This is a genomic window from Flavobacterium sp. J49 (assembly GCF_011742145.1).
In the GTDB taxonomy this organism is placed as follows: domain Bacteria; phylum Bacteroidota; class Bacteroidia; order Flavobacteriales; family Flavobacteriaceae; genus Flavobacterium.
The window spans coordinates 26,605-47,066 of record NZ_JAAQQU010000055.1; the positions used below are offsets into that span (position 1 = coordinate 26,605).

Annotated in this window: 10 protein-coding genes; 2 read left to right on the plus strand and 8 right to left on the minus strand. The window is 36.9% G+C overall.

The features are described from left to right. Positions 1 to 11: 11 nt before the first annotated feature. The 4 genes from HA632_RS01665 to HA632_RS01680 all read right to left on the minus strand — a co-directional run bounded on the left by HA632_RS01665 (position 12) and on the right by HA632_RS01680 (position 9,285). The gene (locus tag HA632_RS01665; RefSeq protein WP_176305511.1) at positions 12 to 1,520 is read right to left on the minus strand and encodes a RagB/SusD family nutrient uptake outer membrane protein; all 1,509 of its coding nucleotides are present in this window, start codon (positions 1,518 to 1,520) and stop codon (positions 12 to 14) included. A 12-nt stretch (positions 1,521 to 1,532) separates the two neighbouring features. Continuing rightward, positions 1,533 to 4,616 carry a TonB-dependent receptor gene (locus tag HA632_RS01670; RefSeq protein WP_176305512.1) on the minus strand — a complete coding sequence of 1,028 codons (3,084 nt, stop codon included), beginning with the start codon at positions 4,614 to 4,616 and terminating at the stop codon, positions 1,533 to 1,535. Between the two features lie 349 nt (positions 4,617 to 4,965). After that, on the minus strand, positions 4,966 to 7,794 hold the full coding sequence (locus tag HA632_RS01675) for a triple tyrosine motif-containing protein (RefSeq protein WP_176305513.1): 2,829 nt from the start codon (positions 7,792 to 7,794) through the stop codon (positions 4,966 to 4,968). 111 nt (positions 7,795 to 7,905) lie between these two features. Then, positions 7,906 to 9,285, minus strand: coding sequence for a T9SS type A sorting domain-containing protein (locus HA632_RS01680; RefSeq protein ID WP_176305514.1), 1,380 nt, complete (start codon positions 9,283 to 9,285; stop codon positions 7,906 to 7,908). Positions 9,286 to 9,700: 415 nt separating this feature from the next. Between HA632_RS01680 and uvrA the strand changes: the two genes are divergently transcribed. Further along, on the plus strand, positions 9,701 to 12,502 hold the full coding sequence (gene uvrA, locus HA632_RS01685; RefSeq protein ID WP_176305515.1) for an excinuclease ABC subunit UvrA: 2,802 nt from the start codon (positions 9,701 to 9,703) through the stop codon (positions 12,500 to 12,502). A 40-nt stretch (positions 12,503 to 12,542) separates the two neighbouring features. Here uvrA and HA632_RS01690 read toward each other — a convergent pair whose 3' ends face one another. Further along, positions 12,543 to 13,718, minus strand: a complete 1,176-nt coding sequence (locus HA632_RS01690) for a M28 family peptidase (RefSeq protein ID WP_176305516.1) — start codon at positions 13,716 to 13,718, stop codon at positions 12,543 to 12,545. 275 nt (positions 13,719 to 13,993) lie between these two features. On the opposite strand from HA632_RS01690, the gene HA632_RS01695 reads away from it, so the two are divergent. After that, on the plus strand, positions 13,994 to 14,587 hold the full coding sequence (locus HA632_RS01695; protein ID WP_176305517.1) for a hypothetical protein: 594 nt from the start codon (positions 13,994 to 13,996) through the stop codon (positions 14,585 to 14,587). A gap of 91 nt (positions 14,588 to 14,678) precedes the next feature. On the opposite strand, the gene HA632_RS01700 is transcribed toward HA632_RS01695, so the two are convergent. From HA632_RS01700 to HA632_RS01710, 3 genes are all read right to left on the minus strand, one after another. After that, entirely contained in the window at positions 14,679 to 16,343 is a 1,665-nt protein-coding gene (locus HA632_RS01700) for an MFS transporter (RefSeq protein WP_176305518.1), read from the minus strand. Between the two features lie 227 nt (positions 16,344 to 16,570). Then, positions 16,571 to 18,328 (minus strand): family 43 glycosylhydrolase, encoded by a 1,758-nt coding sequence (locus tag HA632_RS01705; protein ID WP_176305519.1) that lies wholly within the window; start codon positions 18,326 to 18,328, stop codon positions 16,571 to 16,573. 13 nt (positions 18,329 to 18,341) lie between these two features. Further along, positions 18,342 to 20,441, minus strand: coding sequence for a glycoside hydrolase family 97 protein (locus tag HA632_RS01710; protein WP_176305520.1), 2,100 nt, complete (start codon positions 20,439 to 20,441; stop codon positions 18,342 to 18,344). Positions 20,442 to 20,462 lie beyond the last annotated feature (21 nt).

Below are 20,462 nucleotides of genomic sequence, written 5' to 3' on the forward strand. Positions count from 1 at the left end.
ACAATTTAATTTTAATTATAATTAGGGTTTTGAACTAATTGAGTACTTTCCAATTCTCTTGTTGGTATAGGCAATATTTCATTTTTACCTGCTACAAACCCTCTACTGGCAAGTACTGTAGGAGCGTCACCCCAGCGAACCAAATCAAACCATCTGTGTCCTTCTCCGGCCAACTCTCTTCTTCTTTCATTTTTTATAGCGGTCAATGATACAGGTACAGAAGGCAATCCAACTCTGGCTCTTACGGCATCCAATAATGCTTGTGCTCTGGAACCTGTTGCTCCTAGTGCTTCAGCTTCCATTAAATAAGTATCAGCTAATCTGATGGCATAAGTATTTTGCTTGAAATTTAAAACTGCATCACCAGGACCTGAATAAACATCAGTTGTTTTAGGCATAAATTTATTTAAGAAATAACCTGTATCCTGATAAGCGCCAATATAATCTGCATGACCTGCTTCTTTTAATGCTTTTAAATCTAAAACAGTGGCGCTAAATCTTGGATCACCTTGCATGAAAGTGTAGAAATCTTCGGTGAAAACATTAAAACTCCAACCTGAAGGCAGATCTGGTGCAAATGCTGCATTCAATCTAACATAACTTCTTGGACCAACCATTTGATTTACTGAATTTCCTTCATCTTGATTTCCACCCCAAGTTCCCCAAGAAGAACCTTGAGCTGAGTGAGATACCTCTAATACTGACTCAGAGTTGAATCTGTTGGAAAAATTCCATAAGTCACTAAAATTAGTCAACAAACTATAACCGTACTGACTTGTACCTCCCGGAGTTCCGTTAACCTGAGCAAATTCAGCTGCAGCCAAAGAATTTTTACCTTGGTACAAATAAACTTTACCCAAAATAGCACGAGCTGACCCTTGAGTCAAACGGCCACCATCATTAGAAACGTTAACCGTCAATGGTAAATCTGCAATTGATTCTGTGATATCCAACTCAATTTGAGCATATACATCTTCCGGAGCAGCTTGGGTTACAGCATAAAACTGCGAAGCGGATAAAGGCTCTAAAATAAGCGGGACATTTTTGAACATTCTTACCAAATTAAAGTAGTAAAAAGCTCTTAATACTTTGGCTTCTGCTGCAAATCTTGCTTTGGTTGCATCGCTCATCGGTACACCAGGCAATTTGATCAGCAAAAGGTTAGCCCTATAGATTCCTCTGTAATAATCACTAAAATAACTATCCGGTACTGTATTGGCATTAATAGTATAATTCGAAAATGACTGAATTCCGGCTCCGTCAGAAGAGTTACCCCCTCCTGCGAAATGATCATCTGATCCTGCATTAAACATGGTAATCATATTTTCAAATCCACCTGAATTTTTTCTCATTAAATCATATACCGAAACCAAACCGGCAAATGCTTGGGCTTCGTCTTTATAGTAATTATCTTCAACACTTAATCCTTCAGGTTCAACCTCTAGGTAATCAGTACTACAAGAGGTAAACGTCAAAGTGGCTAATGCTGCTACTGCGAAATTTTTAAAATTATTTTTCATATTTTTTAATAATTAGAATTGTAAGTTAGCTCCAAACATGATTGAACGTGCTTGTGGATAGTATCCTCTGTCGATTCCAAAAACATCTCCTCCGATTTCAGGATCATAACCGGTGTATTTTGTCAAAGTGAATAGGTTTTCAGCTGTAACGTACAAACGCACTTTTTGCAAACCTGCTTTATTAACAATCGTAGAAGGTAAAGTATAACCTAACTGAACTATTTTAAATCTTAAATAATCTCCATCTTCTAAATAAAAATCAGACATATTGGTAAAGTTACCATTATTATCACTAGTAGATAATCTTGGATAAGAATTAGAAGTTCCTTCTCCTGTCCATCTGCTCAAAGCCTCAGTAGTATAGTTACCGTTAGCCACATCTAGACGACGTAATCCTTGGAAAATTTTGTTCCCGGCAGCACCTTGAGCAAATACCATAAAATCAAATCCTTTGTAATCCATGTTTACTGTAAATCCGAAGGTTACTTTAGGTAGCGGACTTCCTAAAAACTTTTTATCATCGGCAGTGATGGTTCCATCTCCGTTAACGTCTTTCCATCTGAAATCTCCCGGTACAGCATTTGGCTGAATTAAACCTCCTGATGTGTTGGTATATGCATCGATTTCTTCTTGGTTTTGGAAAATACCCATAGTTTGGTAGCCATAGAAATTATTATAGGCATGTCCAACCTGTGTTCTGGTTACCGGACCCATTGACTGGAATCCAGGCCCTGAGAAATAGTCAACATTAGCTCCAAGATTTGTGATTTCGTTTTTTATAGTTGCAAAGTTAGCATTGGCTGAAATATTAAAATCGTTGATGCTTTTTCTATATCCTAATTCAAATTCGAAACCGGTGTTGTTCATGTCAGCAATATTAGCAAACGGAGGCAATTCTGCTCCTACATAACCCGGAATAGGGTTTTCTCTTAAAATTCCTGAAGTTTCTTTTTTGTACCATTCTACTGTTAAGGTAAAATCATTTAGAATTTTAGCATCAAAACCTATATTTGATTGAGTAGTTTCTTCCCATTTTAAGTCAGGGTTTGAAATTCTGCCCGGACTTGAACCTGGGGTCACAACACCTGAATTTCCAAAAGTATAATTTCTACTACCGCCGATTACAGCCAAGTACAAGAAAGGATCAATTACGTCATTACCGGTAACCCCGTAACCTCCACGTAATTTTAAACTGTTTATAATCTTGTTTTGTTTCCAGAAGTCTTCTTTAGTTGGTACCCAACCCACAGAAAATGAAGGGAAATTTCCATATTTGTTATTTGCTCCAAATCTTGATGACCCATCTCTTCTTAACAAACCTGTAAATAAATATTTCTCTTTGTAATCATACGTTAAACGTGCAAATAAAGATGTTGTAATTTTGGCAGGCACATCATAACCAAAGCCGATTTTGTTATCTAAAATTACGGTTTCATCATTGAAAGATGCCTCACTGTAATCATTAGTTGCTAAACCGTAATGTGTTGCTCCTGTAATTTTGTAAAACTGATTATCCTTGTAAACTCCTTGACCTAACAAAGCGGAGAAAGTATGATCTTTGTACACTCCATCGTATACTAATGTGTTTTCTATATTCCAGTTGAAAGCTCTGTTTTCAACCCTCGAAATATTATTTAATGTAGTATTGTTAACCGTTGGACTTAAATAAAACAAAGGTGTAAACCCTTGTCCTCCCCAATAAGCAAGCTTGGCTCCCATTGCAGTTCTGAATTTAAATCCTTTTAGTGGTTTTACTTCAGCAAAAACGTTTCCAATGAAATCGTCTGACCAGTTGTACTGACCTCGTCTGGTTTTAGAATAAGCCAATGGATTAGTCATTTCCTGACCCACTACGCTTGAAATACCATAAGGATTCCCTTGAGCATCCCTGATAACATAAGGATTACTGTAGGCAATGCCGTTTGCTAAAATCGGGTCTGTTTCTATAATTGGAGTTGTTGGGTCTAAGTGAATAGCCGAACTCAAAGGACCACCATATTCGCTATTGGTATCTCCAATCCCAACCGACTTTTGATGTGTGTATCCAATAGTTTGACCCACTGTAAGCCAATCTTTAACTTTATGAGTGGTGTTTAAACGAATGTTTTTCTTTTGATAGCTTGATATTTCAGGCAATACAATTCCTTCTTGGCTTTGTGTTCCAAAAGAGAAATAATAATTAGAAACATCTCCACCACCACTCAAACTCAATTCATGTGAATAACGACGTGCATCATCATTGAAAATAGCTTTCTGCCAATCAGTACCTTTTCCTAAAGAACCTAAATCAGGGTAAGGAATGTTTCCGGTTCCGCCGCCATTTACATAACGCTCATTCATGATAGCACCGTATTGCGTTGCATTAAGTAATTTCAAAGTTCTTTCAGGAGAAGAAATTCCTTCAAAACCATTGTAAGTCACGCTCATCTTTCCGGATTTGCCTTTTTTGGTGGTAACCAAAATTACACCGGCTGCAGATCGCGCGCCATAAATAGCCGAGGAAGCAGCATCTTTTAATACTTCTATCGACTCAATATCTGACTGGTTAATGGCACCTAATGCACCCGGGTCAACAATAACACCGTCAATAACCCAAATCGGATTGTTACCACCATTCAAAGTAGTAATACCTCTTACACGAACTGTTGAAGAAGCACCCGGTTGTCCGGCATTCATTGCGATAGTTACACCGGCAGTTCTTCCTTGAAGTGATTGTTCAATTCTACCGTTCGGCACTTTCTCTAAATCTTTGGCTGTTACTTTAGAGATCGCTCCGGTTACTACACTTTTCTTTTGAGTACCGTAACCAACATTGATTACAACCTCTTCTAAGTTGTTACTTTGTTCGGTAAGCTCAATAATCATGATGCCATTTGTAATGGCCACTTCTTTTGTTGCATAACCTATAAATGATACTACCAACGTAGTAGCGTTAGTAGGAACATTAATGGTAAACTTACCATCGATGTCTGCTGAAGTTTCAACAGCAGTTCCTTTTGCCTTAACATTGGCTCCCGGTAAAGGCAAACCTCCTGAGTTAACAGTTCCGGTTACCGTTTTTTGAGCCTGGGCTGATACAATAAAGACAAAAAACATAGAAAATAGGAAAAGGTTTTTCCTAAATCTTTCAGAAAATAGCTTTAAATTCATAAGCGATTAATATTATATTGGTTTTGGTTAATTTTTCAAGACATTTTTTTCGTCTTGTTAAGATGATGTTAAATTATTTATTTAAAAAATACGATATACATTATCAACCACAACAAAAAATATACATTGTGAAATTTTACACAATGAAAAATAAGAATATGATAAAACCACCTATAAAACATAGCTTCTCAAAAGAGTAACTATACAAAAAACAACCCTAGAAAAGGACAAAAATGATTTACGAAAAGGTTGTTGTAAAGGTATTGTTGAGGTAATTTGGCTAAAAGATGTATAGTTAAATACTCAAAATATAGTTAACTAAACCGTCATCATGGAGTAAATTGAGTTTTTTACGCAAACGATATCGTTTAATCTCAACACTTCGTATGGAAATATTAAACATCGGAGCAATCTCTTTTGAGGTCAAATTAAGCCTTAAATAGGCGCAAAGTTTCAAATCACTAGGCGTTAAACTCGGATGAGCGGCTTTTATCTTTTTGAGGAAATCTTTATCGGCATTATCAAAAGCTTCTTTGAATACATTCCAAGAATCATCTTCCGTAATGTTTCGGTTGATTGTAGAAATAACCGACTTAATGTTTCTGCCACTATTCTCCTCCGAAGAGTTTTTTAAATCTTCTTTAATGATGTTCAGGAGTTCGTTTTTCTTAATCAAACTCATCGTAGAAACCGCTAACTCTCTGTTTTTGGCATCTACATCTTGAGAAAGCTGTTCGTTTCGGAGCTTCATCAACTGTTGTTCATTCTCTAAAGCTGCTATTTCTAATAATAAATTATTCTCTTCTATCAGCTTTTCCTCTTGTTTGCGGTAATAATTTCTGTAGGCTTTGTTAATGTAATAAGCCAAAGCAACTAATAACAATATGTAAACAAACCATGCCAAATTAGTTGCATACCATGGTTTTAGAATCGTAAATTTATATTCAACTGTGTTTTCCGGGGAAGAATTGGCAATTTTTGCTCTAACCTTAAATGTATAATCGCCGGGTTCCAAATTCTTAAAATTGATACTCGACTTGGTACTCCATTCACTCCATTGTCCTTGCTGGCCTTCGAGCATGTATTGGTACTCAACATCAATAAAGCGATTGTATTGTGGGACAGTATAATTGAAAATAAGATTGTTTTCATCATGTGACAACTCACCGACATCAGAAATAGAGAGATTGACCAGCGGTTGACTCAATTTGTTGACACTAACATTGGTCAGGATGATATTGTGACTCTTAACCTTAAAATCAGATAGATTGATGATGAAATAACCATCTGTTTTACCTACAAAATACTCATTGTCTGATATTTGCGTTATGTTTTCATAACCAATCATTGGGTTAGTGATAGAAAATGGAATCGAAATTTTATGCTTTTTTAAGTCTTCATCAAAATTTCCGGAGGTAAAATAATAAATGTAGTTTTTGGTAAAAAACCACATTTTATTAGACTTGTCAACATTTAACTTTCCGGAAATGTACTCATCATTTTTTAATATACTACTCAAATTATGGTCTCTTACAAAAGCTCCGGTTTTTGAGTTCAATTTGTAGATCCCGCTTCTCCCTGCATAGAAAATAGTTCCGTTGTATTTAGCCAAGCTGATGTGTTTCCCCTTGCTTGGTGACTTTAAAACCACAAATTTTTTGGCTCTTTGAAAATCCGCAGTAGCCGAAACCTTTAATATTCCTTTGTATTCGTGTCCGACATAAATCTCGTTTTTGGAATCTACTTCAAAATAACGCGAAGAGATGTCAAATCCTTCTATTTTATTTCGAAAAACCCAACTTCCACCCTTTTTTTCTAAAACCGAAATACCATTATAATTGCCTTGTAATATGATGTTGGGTTGATTGGGTATGTTGTTAAACTTCCACGTGCCGGAATGTTTGTAAATTAAGCTAATACTTGACGGACTGATTAAAAAAGTCCCTAAATCATGACCACAGAACAACTGATTATTATATTCAAACAAGGTCCAAACCTGTCCTTTGGTTCCGCTGACCAAATGAAAGCCTTCGTTGGTAGTTGCGCTCTTATAGAACAACCCTTGATTAGTTCCTATATAAATTTTGTCCTTAAATTTTATCGAGGCGTAAACCGTTCCTAAAAATCCCGAGTCATCTTTGTAACTTTTAATAGGCGATTGCAAATTGATACAATCTATTCCGTTGTCTAAACCTAACCATAAATTGTTATCTGCATCCTCATTTATTGATAAAATAGTATTGTTGCCTAAACCACTGTTTTGGGTAATGTGATAACGGATTTTTCCCTGCTTATCAAGAATGTAAATCCCGTTTGAAATGGTTCCCAATGCAAATCCGCCATCAGAAAGCATTTTGGCACAAAAGATAGAATTCATTTTTAACTCGCTGTCTGATTCAAAGTAAAACGGTGACAGCACTTTGTCTTCCAACTTAAAAACGCCTGCTCTTTCCGTCTGAAAAAGCAATCCGTCTTTGTGTTGGTATATTTCGACTATTCGGTTGTTTCTTATTCTTTCATCATCACAAACCAATACGCTTTTACCATTAACCACTTCATACAAACCTTCTCCAACCGCTTGAAAATAAATGGAATTGTTAATCTTATAACATCTGAAAATATAAGGATGATTGTCAATAAACTGAAAACTGCCGTCTTTAGAATTATAGACATAAACGCGGTTAAACGATTGGAATAAGACCCATTGGTCTAAGTTAATAATGTTCCAAAAATGCTCATCCTCGATTAGTTTGCTTTTTATTTTTTGACTCAGCGAGGTGTATTTCAAAGCACCGTTGGTTTGTCTTTTCCAAAAACCAAACTCCATATAGCAACCGGTATAAATCTTATCACCAACAACTTTAACCGAACGCAAAATGGTTTCATTCGGAGATGGATAAAGTGTCCAATTTGAACCATTAAATTCCAGTAAACCTTCATTGTTCGCAAAATAGACAAATTGATTATTGTCCTGCGTAATCATCCAGTTTTGATTCCCAGCACCATATACAGTAGAGCCATATTTTACAATAGGTGGTAATTCTTGTGCTGAAAGTATAGTCGTAAATAAAAACGCGATGGTTCTTATTACAGATTTATGAAATATTGTTTTTATCGATGTCATACAGTACAATATTACGAATTCAGAAAATATTATTATGATTAAATTGGTATAATTTAAAAAAAGAAAAGCACGAAATAACTTCCGTGCTTTTCAAAACCAATTAACTTAAACTTACTCTTTAATAAACTGTTTTCTTATTGTTACATCATCAACCTGAGCGGATAGAATATAAAGGCCTTTAGCTAAATTGCTTATGTCCATACTGATTTCATTTGAAAAGAAGTCTTGTTTTGCGACTAATTGACCTAATGCATTGTAAATTATGATATCATTTATTACAGCCGAACTTGAAACATTTAATTTTTGATTAGCCGGATTAGGAAACAATACAAACTGCAAAGCTTCAAAATCATTATTGTCAAGCAATGGTGTGCCATAACTAACATTGTCAAAATAATAAGTCTTTTCACCCGCAGTAGCTCCATCAGTTCCGAAATTAAAAAAGATAGAGGCCATTTTGAAAGTAAATGCTGGGTTGAATGCAGCTGTTCCGGGTCTTTCAACATCAAAATTGAACTCCATTGTCTGCCAACCGTTAGCTACAGTAGTATTGGTTAAAGTTTCACAAGAGCGCGTTGGGTCTAAAGGGTCTTCTACTTTTAAAAGCACCGGAATACCGGCATCCGGAGACCAAACATTAACATACATTTTTCTGTTAGAAACCGTAAAAGGAATGGCTTCACTAAATCCGGCCGAAGTACTGATAGTCGTTCCGGCCCATAACGGAGCGTCTGTGGTCTTTATAGTTCTTATAACCATATTTCCCGAATCTGTTGGGTCAACTACTTTAGCTGAATTTGTGGAGCCTCCAAAATCTGTAACTGTATAATTAACGGTATTCCCTTCAAAAGTAACCGGTAGGTTTATCTGAGACAGACATGAATTGGGACATGAACCGCCACAATCGATCCCGGTTTCATCTCCATTTTGAATACCATCGGTACATGTCGGCGCTACGCCTTGTTTGGCCATTATGAAACGCCACCACAAACCCGGCCCGACTTGAATATCTAAGGTCAACAAATTAGTAGTAAATCCGGTCACAATGTAGGTAATTGAGGTCGGAGCTGCTGCCGGACTTGAAAGTTCACCTCCGTTATAAGCTTTTGGAAGACCTAAATAAGCTCCGACTCCAGTCAGTGTGATGGTGTTTAAAGTTGAATTGTATGTCCAAGTAGCAGCATTGGAACCATTGTGTGGGGCAACGGGAGTTCCGCAGGCATCACTACCGCCTTGCCATCCTTCAATCCAAGTTTGGCCTCCCAACACGTTATTAAACGTGCCATTGGCATTAAAAACATATTCATCATCAAAGAAACAAGATCTGGTGGTAATGTCAGCTATACTGTTGGCATAATAGGAACCATTGCCTTGTGACGGACCAACAGCAAATGCACCGGCTTGCGGACTGATTTTCCAGGTTCCATCCAGCGTTTGTGCCTGTCCAAACGATATGATCATTAAGGTAATTAATAGGGTAATTTTTTTCATAGTGGTTTGATTTACAAGTTATCAAACAAAGTTAACCGCTAACCGACGCATTGACGTTTTGTTTAACTATATAAAAAACTATACAAACTAAAATCTTTAGCAAAACTGGTGTTTACAGTGATGTATGAAGGAAAAAAATTAATTTAGCACCCTAATAATCAATAAAATAAGTAGACAAAAAGTTTCCATGTTGTACTAAAGTTGTGGTAAATAAAAAATAAACCCGAAAATAAGTTTTAAAAAAAATAAACTATTTCAAAAAAATTAACATTATAAAATAACATTATGTAAAAATTAAATTAATTTTTTGCGATTTTTTAATTTTTACAATTACTTGTTTTCCATCATTTCGAGGATAACTTTATTGTCAAATCCTATGGGAAATGATTAACTTTGCAAACATTCCTTTTTTGCCATGAAAAGTACAGAAATTGCTACGCTAGAACCCAAAAAAAACATCCTGATCAAAGGCGCACAAATCCACAATCTAAAAAACTTAGATGTGGTCATTCCCAGAAATGAATTGGTAGTCATTACCGGTTTGTCTGGTTCCGGAAAATCAAGTTTGGCCTTTGATACGCTATATGCCGAAGGACAACGCCGCTATGTAGAAAGTTTGTCTTCTTATGCGCGTCAATTTTTAGGCCGATTAGACAAACCCAAAGTTGAATATATCAAAGGTATTGCTCCGGCAATTGCTATCGAACAAAAGGTAAATACCACGAATGCGCGTTCTACAGTTGGTACTTCCACCGAAATTTATGATTATTTGAAATTGCTTTTTGCTCGTGTTGGAAAGACATTCTCTCCGATTTCAGGTCATGAAGTAAAAAAGGATACCGTTTCCGATGTGGTGAATGCTGTAAAACTATTTGACCTAAACAGCAAATGGCTATTGCTTTCACCCATTCATTTGGAACAAGGAAGACAATTGGAAGACAAATTAAAAGTTTTACTTCAACAAGGTTTTGCTCGTATTCTCGTTGATAACGAAATGGTACGTTTGGATCAAATCGAACAACATTCGTTAGACAACAAAGACATTTTACTCATCATTGACCGTATTGTTTTAAATAATGAAACTTCAGAAGATGAAGATTTCTATAATCGCTTGGCCGATGCCGTGCAAACTGCTTTCTTCGAAGGAAAAGGTATATGCTATTTGCAAGAACTAGATACTAAAAAACGACTTGAATTCAGTGCCAATTTTGAATTGGATGGCATGACATTTTTAGAACCCAACATCCATTTGTTCAGTTTCAACAATCCTTATGGCGCTTGTCCAACCTGCGAAGGTTACGGGAATATTATTGGTATTGATGAAGAGTTGGTGATTCCTAATACTTCACTTTCTGTTTATGAAAATGCCATTTTCCCTTGGCGTGGTGAAAGCATGAGTTGGTACCGCGACCAATTGGTCAACAATGCTTATAAATTTGATTTTCCCATCCACAAGCCTTATTTCGAATTAACCGATGAACAAAAAGACCTGATTTGGAAAGGCAACAAACTCTTTACCGGTTTAGATGACTTCTTCAAAGAATTGGAAGAGAAAAATTATAAAATCCAAAATCGTGTAATGTTATCCCGTTATCGCGGCAAAACCAAATGCAATGCTTGTAAAGGAAAAAGATTGCGCAAAGAAGCTAATTATATCACGGTTGGTGGCAAAACCATATCTGAATTGGTCGACTTGTCAATTAAAAGACTAATTCCATTCTTTAATGATTTGAAACTCTCTGAATATGATGCTAAAGTCGCTAAACGCCTTTTAATAGAAATCAATAACCGATTGGCATTTTTGAGTGATGTAGGTTTAGATTATTTGACCTTAAACCGAAATTCTGCTTCGCTTTCCGGCGGTGAATCCCAACGCATCAACTTGGCCACTTCTTTGGGAAGCAGTTTGGTGGGTTCAATGTACATTTTAGATGAACCGAGTATTGGTTTGCACCCAAAAGACACCGAGCGACTGATTAAAGTATTGAAAAATCTTCGCGATTTAGGCAATACGGTTATCGTAGTCGAACACGATGAAGACATCATGAAAGCGGCCGACAGAATCATCGATATTGGTCCGGAAGCCGGAACTTTTGGAGGAGAATTGGTAGCGGAAGGCACTTTTGAAGAAATTCTGCAAGCGGATTCATTAACTGCTAAATACTTGAATGGTCAATTGGAAATTGCTGTTCCAAAGAAACGCAGAAAATCAAACAACTTCATTGAAATCAAAGGAGCAAGAGAAAACAATTTGCAAAATATTGATGTGGCTTTTCCATTGGAAAGTCTTACGGTAATTACCGGAGTTTCCGGTAGTGGAAAAAGTACTTTGGTGAAAAAGATCTTATTTCCGGCCATGCAAAAAAAGCTGGAAGGTATTGGAGACAAAGCCGGACAGTTTAGCGAATTGACCGGAAGTTTTTCACACATCAAACACATCGAATACGTAGACCAAAACCCAATTGGCAGAAGTTCACGTTCGAATCCTGTGACGTATATCAAGGCCTATGATGACATACGTGATTTGTATGCCAAAGAAAAACTATCTAAAGTGCGCGGTTACCAAGCGAAACATTTTTCCTTCAACGTTGATGGCGGAAGATGCGAAACTTGCAAAGGCGAAGGTTCTATAAATGTAGAAATGGTATTCATGGCCGATGTTTCTTTGCCTTGCGATACTTGTGGTGGAAAACGTTTTAAAAAGGAAGTCCTGGAAGTTGCTTTTGAAGGCAAAAATATTGATGATATTCTAACGATGACTATTGACGATTCGATAGCCTTTTTTGCGGAGCACAAACAAAATAAAATCATTCAAAAACTTCAACCTTTACAAGACGTTGGTTTAGGTTATGTGCAATTGGGCCAATCGTCTTCTACCCTTTCGGGTGGTGAAGCGCAACGCATCAAGCTGGCTTCGTTTTTAGTAAAAGGCGTGACCAAAGAAAAAGCCCTATTCGTTTTTGACGAACCCACAACGGGATTGCATTTTCATGACATCAAAAAACTACTGGCTTCCTTCGGTGCTTTGATTGAAAAAGGCCATTCCATTATAGTGATTGAGCACAATCTGGACTTAATTAAATGCGCGGACTGGATCATTGATTTAGGTCCTGAAGGCGGTGAAAACGGTGGGCAATTACTGGCAGTCGGAACTCCGGAAGATCTTGTAAAAAATAAAAAATCAATTACGGCCGAATACCTAAAAGACAAACTATAAAAAATGCCTTCTGATAGAAGGCTTTTTTAGTAAGGTAAATTTATTCTATTATAATTTTTTTGGTTATTCTATTGCTGTTTGTTTCTAATACAGCCAAATATATTCCTTTTGACAACCCGGTTAAAGAGACCGTTTCTATCAGTTGCGCATTTTCAACTTGTTTGTTTATAATCCTTTTTCCTTGCAAATCAACCAAAGTAAAAGTGTAATGGTTGTCGGGTAAGGTTCCTAAGCTAATATTCAAAAAATCCTTGGCCGGACTCGGATAAAAACTCACTTGATGATCATTCGACAATTCATTGGTCTCCAATGTTGTGGAAGCCACAGCAAAATGCAACATCGCACCGGTAGCGGCTTTGGCAATATTATAAACGTAATGCGGATCCATATTGACCAACAAATCGGTTGAAGTGTGGCGATGCGGCGTTTCATTCCTTTCAAAAAAACCGGTAATGACTTCATTATTGTCTTCAAACGGCATATAGTCTGAGGCATAGGCATAGGACAAATAAGTGTTTAAAGGAGAATACAATTGGGTACAAGCAATCAACTGATTGGTAAAAGTGTTAGATGCGGCATTGTTAGATGTCGGACTACCTGTATCTCTTTCACACGTAATAGTGTCGTTGGTCATATCTGCTCTTCCTCCTACTTCATCAATGTTAAAAACCAAACGGATATCCATTTTAGGATTGGTAGCATTGACAACCGAAGAAACAAAGTTTTGACTTCCGACCAAACCATCTTCTTCTCCGCTGAAATTGATGAATTTTATAGAATACTCGGTTGGGATATTTTGCAACAAACGAGCGACTTCAAAAATAGTAACCACTCCGCTTCCGTTGTCATTGGTTCCTTTTCCGGTTATGGTATCATAGTGTCCGCAAATAATCACAAACTTGTTAGGATACAGTGTTCCTACTTTGGTTACCACCAAATTTTTACACGTTGCCCCCGAATAAGTAAAACTATATTCTTGCAACTGTGCGGCAGTATATCCGTAGCTTAAATATTCAGCTTTCAACCAGTCAAGAGTATTTTGCAAAGCGGTTGTTCCTCTTCTTTTAATTCCCAAATTCTCAAACTCAGTAAGATTGGTCAACACATTAGCTTCAGAGACTTGCTCTACTATAGTTCCATAATAAGGCACATAAGTTTGGCCATAGCCATTTGACATTAAAAACAAAAAGGATAATGAAAATAGTAGGTTTTTCATTGCTATTTTAACAGAATAAAGTTGGTTGGTTTGAAAATTCATCAGCAAATGTACTAAAATTTTAAACATATTCAATACGATAAAAACAAAAAACCAGCCAAACAAATGAATCGTAAAGCCTTGTTTTTATGATGATTAATCCATCTTAATCAAACCTTAAGAATTTATTTACGGGCTTTGGCACACGTATTGAAATGTACCTTACAACAGCAATAACAACTGTTCGAAGACGCTGAAAATCGCAAGAGTAAGCAAAACTCAAATTTGTATTGATTATGAAAAAAATTACCCTTTTAGTAGCTACTGTTTTACTGGTTGGAAACGTAGTGAATGCAACAGAAGTAAGAACGAGATATAGCTTTGATGAGCCAATCTCATTTGTGGAAAGAGGCATTGAGTTTTTTGTTTTTCCAAATGGAGACTTTGATTTTAATACCCGTCCACAAGACAGCGAAGGTGATTACTATTACCGAACTGCCGGGAAAAGAGGAACAAAAGCTACGACAGCAAGAGGTGCTGTAAACTATGGCACTCGAATTGAACATGATAGTTTTGGTAGAGTAAGACGTGTTGGCAATACTTTCATTAACTACGACAGCCGAGACAGAGTAAGCCGAATTGGAACGGTTTATATGAGATACGACAGATATGCATTGATCCAAATTGGTGGCATGAGAATTATCTACAACCGAAGAGGTGATATTGTAAATATGATTGGAAGCATTAAAGGATTTAGAAATCAAGGGTATGTTTATCAAAACAACTACGATTACGACAACGATTATGCTACAAACAACCCAAGAAATGATGATGATTACTACTACTACAAACAAGATGGCACAAAAGCCAAGATTGAAGATAAAAAATAAATAGTTAGTTGTTTTGGTTAGGTTTTGATGAAAAAAATCCCGCAAAGTTTATACGATGCGGGATTTTTGATTTTATAAATGTTATGATTGATTAATGACCGCTATCGGCTTGAATATCATCAACGTCTATATTCTGTTTTTTCAAAATGCCTTTTACTACAAAACCATAATATGCTAAATAAGCAAAACAAATTACAGGAATAAAATAAGATTGGTGAATACCAATAATATCAGAGATTTTCCCTTGCAATGGAGGAATAATTCCACCTCCTAAAATCATCATAACTAAGAAAGCAGAACCTTGTGATGTATATTTCCCCAAACCTGTAATTGCCAACGAGAAAATTGCCGGCCACATAATACTACAAAATAAACCGCCACTCATGAAAGCATAAATTGCTACTGTTCCTGTTGTAAACAAACCAATAACCATGGCAATCATCCCCATTAAACCAAAAATCATTAATGTTTTTGAAGGTTTATCTTGCCCCAAAAAGAAACCGGCAATTTGGAATGCTACAACAGCGGCATAAGCATATAGTGGAGAAACATCTTGACCTGACAAATGATTCACATACAATACAACTCCAAAAGCAACATAAGGGATAACTATCAACAAAATCTTGCGTACAGAATTAGTTGGGTTAAAAACCGAAATGGCTCCAGCCCAACGGCCAATCATTAAACTTCCCCAATACATTGAAATATAAGGAGCCAATGCAGAACCGGTTATATTTCCAAAAGCTGCAGTGTCTAAAAGTTCTCCTAAATTACTTTGAATGGTTACTTCTACTCCTACATATGTAAATATTCCCAACATCCCTAAAACCAACTGTGGGTATTTCATTGCGCCCCAACCTTCAGGATTTTTTTGCGCTCTAACATTAGCAAATAACAATCCGAAAACGGTAACAAATAATGTTGCAATAGTCAAATAAAGACCTAAATAATCTTTCTCTTTATTTTCGATAAATCGAGTTATAAAATCCGCATCTTCATATCTTGAAAAAATATAACCGAAAATAACAACTAATATAATTGTAATAGCAATTAAAGTCTTCATTGCTTTACTTGCAGGCTCAAATGTTGAATCACTTTTTCCTGATGGTAATTTTTTTGAAAAAAAGAACAAGGCAGCAGCCAGTAAAAACAAACCTCCAACAAATACGTACAGGATTTCCATTTTATCTAATGAATCCGCTTTTTGGGCAAACTCTTCCAAATTAGCTCCGGCAATTACGCCAAATAAAGCTATTGAAACCACGATTGGACCAATGGTTGTTCCAAATGAATTAATTCCTCCGGCAAGATTCAAACGATTAGAGGCAGTTTTGATATCTCCGAGTGATGTAGCAAATGGTTGTGCGGAAGTTTGTTGCAAAGAAAAACCAAGAGCCACAACAAATAAAGCCGCTAATATCAATGCATAACTTCCTTGAGTAACCGCAAAAATCATAAATGCAGCACCAAAAGTACTTATTAATAAACCATTAATAATTCCTTTTTTGAAACCCCAAGCGTTAAGGATATCCTTGTTCGCCATACTACTAAAAATAAAAAGAAGCAATGCACCTATATAGTATGCACCATAAAAAGCAAAATCGATTAACTGACTTTGAAATTGGTCTAACCCAAATTTTATTTTACAAAAAGGAATAAAAACACCGTTAGAAGCTCCGATAAATCCCCAAAAGAAGAAAACGGTAATTAAGGTGTAAAGCGCCGAATTGTTGGCTTTGGTTTGTTCTGAATTCATAATTATAGTTTTTGGTTTGGTTGTAAATAGTTATTGTTTGCATAAAAATAAGGCTGTTAAATTATCATTTCGATAAATTAAGCCTCACTTCATTGGTTAAATATACATTTATAAGTAAAACACTATTGATGGCTGCAAAATTAGTTATTAACGAAAACGTTTTCTTAAAGGCATTTTTGCGAATCTTTCAAGAAAATTACAACGTTTGCGCTTGTTAATAACTAAACTTAATCTGCTTTTTTGATTTCGCTCTTGGGTCCGATACCATTATTGTTAAAAGCTTCTATTTGGAAATAATAAACATCGGATTTATCCAAACCGTTGAAGTAATATTCAGTTTTACCATACACCATAATTGAACCGTATAATTTATCGGCCGATTTGCCAAAGTAAATCACATAGCCATCGGCATTGGGTTCTTGTTGCCATTTAAACCAAACGTTCCTGCGTTCACCTTTTACTTTTGGTCCCGAGCGCAAAGGCACGAATCCCTTAACTTCATTAGGCTTTTCTCCGCTTCCTTTGCCAAAAATCCTAAAACCGCTAATCGCAAATTTGCCCGTTGGCATTCCGATATTCTCCAGTTTTAAATAACGAGCTGAAGCCGGAGTTGACAGTTCAATATATTCGTGAGGTACATCTTTGATGCTTTTACTTTTATCGATTAGAACGCTCCACTTTTTGCCGTCATTGGAGGTATAAATGATGTATTTGTGTCCCAACGTCGTTTCAGGTTTGCCCATAAGTTCAGCATCTTGATCGGCATAATTAATTTGAATGGCGTTAATGGTACTTTTTTCGCCCAAATCAGTGATCAAATATTCGCCTTTGTTACCCGTTTTGGCTGACCAATAGGTTTTGATATCTTCATCTACCGAAAGATTAGCCTGAAAACCGCCCAAAGTGGAAGAAACTTGAACGGGTTTGTTGTAATTCAACAACATCCAACCGGCAAAACTTTCACTCAAGTGCCCTTTGTTTTCCGATGGTAAAAAAGTTGGATAATCGCCGTATGCCGTGTTAGAATACAAAATATCATCTTTATCAAAACCGGCAGGCCAAATCCCTAAACGGCGTTCGAAATTGTTTTTCACACAAATACCAATAGTAGAAATATGCCAATACTGATTGTTGGCATCGGTAAATGTCGCTCCATGTCCGGCACCACGAGCAAAACCACCGGGTTTATACGAAAACGGATTGTGCGATTGGTATTCAAAAGGACCAAGTGGATGATTCCCAACGTAAACACCATCCGCATAACCGCTGAATTCAGTTCCGGGTGCGCCGTATTGCAAATAATATTTACCGTTGTGTTTGGTCATAAATGCTCCTTCGGTAAAAGGTTGCAGAAAAGTATTGTCGTTGTGTTCCCCAAAGCGTTCCCAACCGTGTTCGTCATCATTCAAAGCCAATACCGGAATTCTTTCGCCTTCCGGTTGGAAAGTTTTGCGGTTGAGTTTCATGCCATACAGCGGATACAAATTACTCGAACCGTAATATTCATAGACTTCATCTTTTTCTTTGTCCCAAAAAATCTGCGGATCCCAAGCAGCTGCTTCTGATTTATGAATCAGCTCTTTCCACTCGCCTTTCTCCGGATTGGTACTCATCCAAAGCGGAAAATCTTTGCCGTGTGTTGAGCCTACGACCAATAAAGTATCATTGACAAAAGACAACGAAGGGGCACACAACTCGTCATAGACTTTGTGTTCGGGACGCAAGAATTTTTTGGAAATAAACTTCCAATCGGACATGTCTTTACTGTGCCAATAACCCCATTGATTGGTCGAAAAAAGATAGTATTCGCCTTTGAAGAAAGTAATCACAGGATCGGCAGTCGCGCGATGTTTTCCTTGGGTTACAAAATTAGGAATCGGGCAATAACCGTAATCAATATTAATCGGATTGCAATACGTTTTTTGTTGGGCGATTCCATAATTTGAACTCAATAACAGCAATAGTAAGGCAGTCCGATGTTTCATCTAAAGTGATTTTTTAATTAATTGGTACAAAACTAACCGCTGTTCCGCCACCGGCTGCCAAAACTAATTTAAGCTTGGTTTTAGAAGTCACCGTCATGGTTTTGATTTCGTAGTTGATTGGGTTTTTCTCCCAATGAGCCGTTTTTCCGTCTTGGTAAATGATGGCTTTGTATTTTTTATTTGGAGAAAGAAAATCCAATTTGATTTCTGTATTTCTGGCATTTTCGTCGGTAACAGCGCCCAAAAACCAGTTTTCTGATTTCTTGTCTTTACGGGCAACCGTTAAATAATCACCGGGTTCAGCTTCTAAGTATTTACTTTCACTCCAATCGGCGGCTACGTCTTTGATAAACTGAAAAGCATCCGGATACTTCTCGTAGTTTTCGGGTAAATCAGCGGCCATTTGCAATGGGGAATACATCGTTACATACAAAGCCAATTGTTTGGCCAAAGTAGTATGCACTTGTTCCTTTTTCGTTTTGTCGTAATAACTCATTTTGATTTCAAAAATTCCCGGAGTATAATCCATTGGTCCGCCTAATAATCGGGTGAATGGCAAAATCGTTTCGTGCATAGGCGGATTTCCGTTGCTCCATGCGTTGAATTCATTTCCTCTGGCAGCTTCTGCAGCAATATAGTTTGGATAAGTTCTGTGGTAGCCTGTAGGACGTGAACTTTCGTGTGAGTTGACCATCATTTTGTAATCGGCAAATCTTCGGGCTACAAAATTGAAATGGTTGACCATGGTTTGACCGTCATGGAATTCGCCACGAGGTATGATTTTACCAACATAACCTGACTTGGCAGCCGGATATCCATACTTCTTCATCAATTCTAGTGCACGGTCTAAATGTCTTTCATAGTTTGCCACTGAACCTGAGGTTTCATGGTGCATAATCATTTTTACACCTTTAGATTTAGCATAAGCATTGATTTCATCCAAGTCATAATCCGGATAAGGCGTGGTAAAATCAAAAACATCTTCTTTCCAATTACCGAACCAATCTTCCCAACCTACATTCCAACCTTCGACTAAAACACCGTCAAAACCATGTTTGGCGGCAAAATCAATATAGCGCTTGGTGTTCTCTGTGGTGGCTCCGTGTTTGCCACTGGCAATTAATTCTTTGGACTCAGTATTTTGTGCATTTTGACTTCCGGCATAATCCCAAGTGGATTTTCCAACGTGCATTTCCCACCAAACGCCAACATATTTCATCGGTTTAATCCAAGAAGTATCGGTAATTTTTGAAGGCTCATTTAGGTTTAAAATCATTTTGGAGCTTACAATTTCACGAGCATCGTCGCTTACCATAACAGTTCTCCATGGTGAAACGCAAGGTGCTTGTAAATAGGCTTTGTCACCAATGGCGTTAGGCACCAAGTGAGAAGTCAATGCAAATGCTTTGGTATCCAAATCTAAATGCATTACCGGATAATTTACCACAGCCGCTTCAAAAATATTCAAATACAAACCATCAGAAGTTTTCATCATTAATGGCGATTGTACTCCGTATTTGCTGAAGATTCTTTTTAAACCTATGCCGTTATTTAGGTCTAACTTTTCAGTATCAACTTCAGACAATAAGGTCTCATTGTAGGCATACTCCTGGCTGTCAAAATCACCCGGAATCCAAAATGCTTTGTGATTTCCGGTTAAGTTAAACTCTGACTTTTCATCGGATATGATAAAATAATTCAAATTGGGTTGCTTTGGAAATTCATAACGAAATGCCATTCCTTCATCATAAACCTTGAAAACGATATTTACTCTTTTTTTGGTGGTGGTTTGAGATAAGGCAACTGTCATTTGATTATAATGGTTAACTATGCTAGATTGCTCACCCAGTACAGGTTTCCAACTTTCATTAAAAGTAAAATTTCCGATACTGTCGATTTTAAAATTGGAAGCCAAATCGGTATCGTCTTTGAGATAAATTCCCAAATGACTTTTCAAAATGACCGGTTTGGTTTTATAAGTTAAAGTATAAGACGGCCTACCGTTTTCTGTTAATTTAAAATCGAGCGTCAATTCTTTTGAAGGCGATTGTATGGTTTGTGCATTTACGGAAAAAGCCAACAATACTAGAGCAATGGTTATGTGTTTTTTCATGAAATATATTTTGGCTAAAGA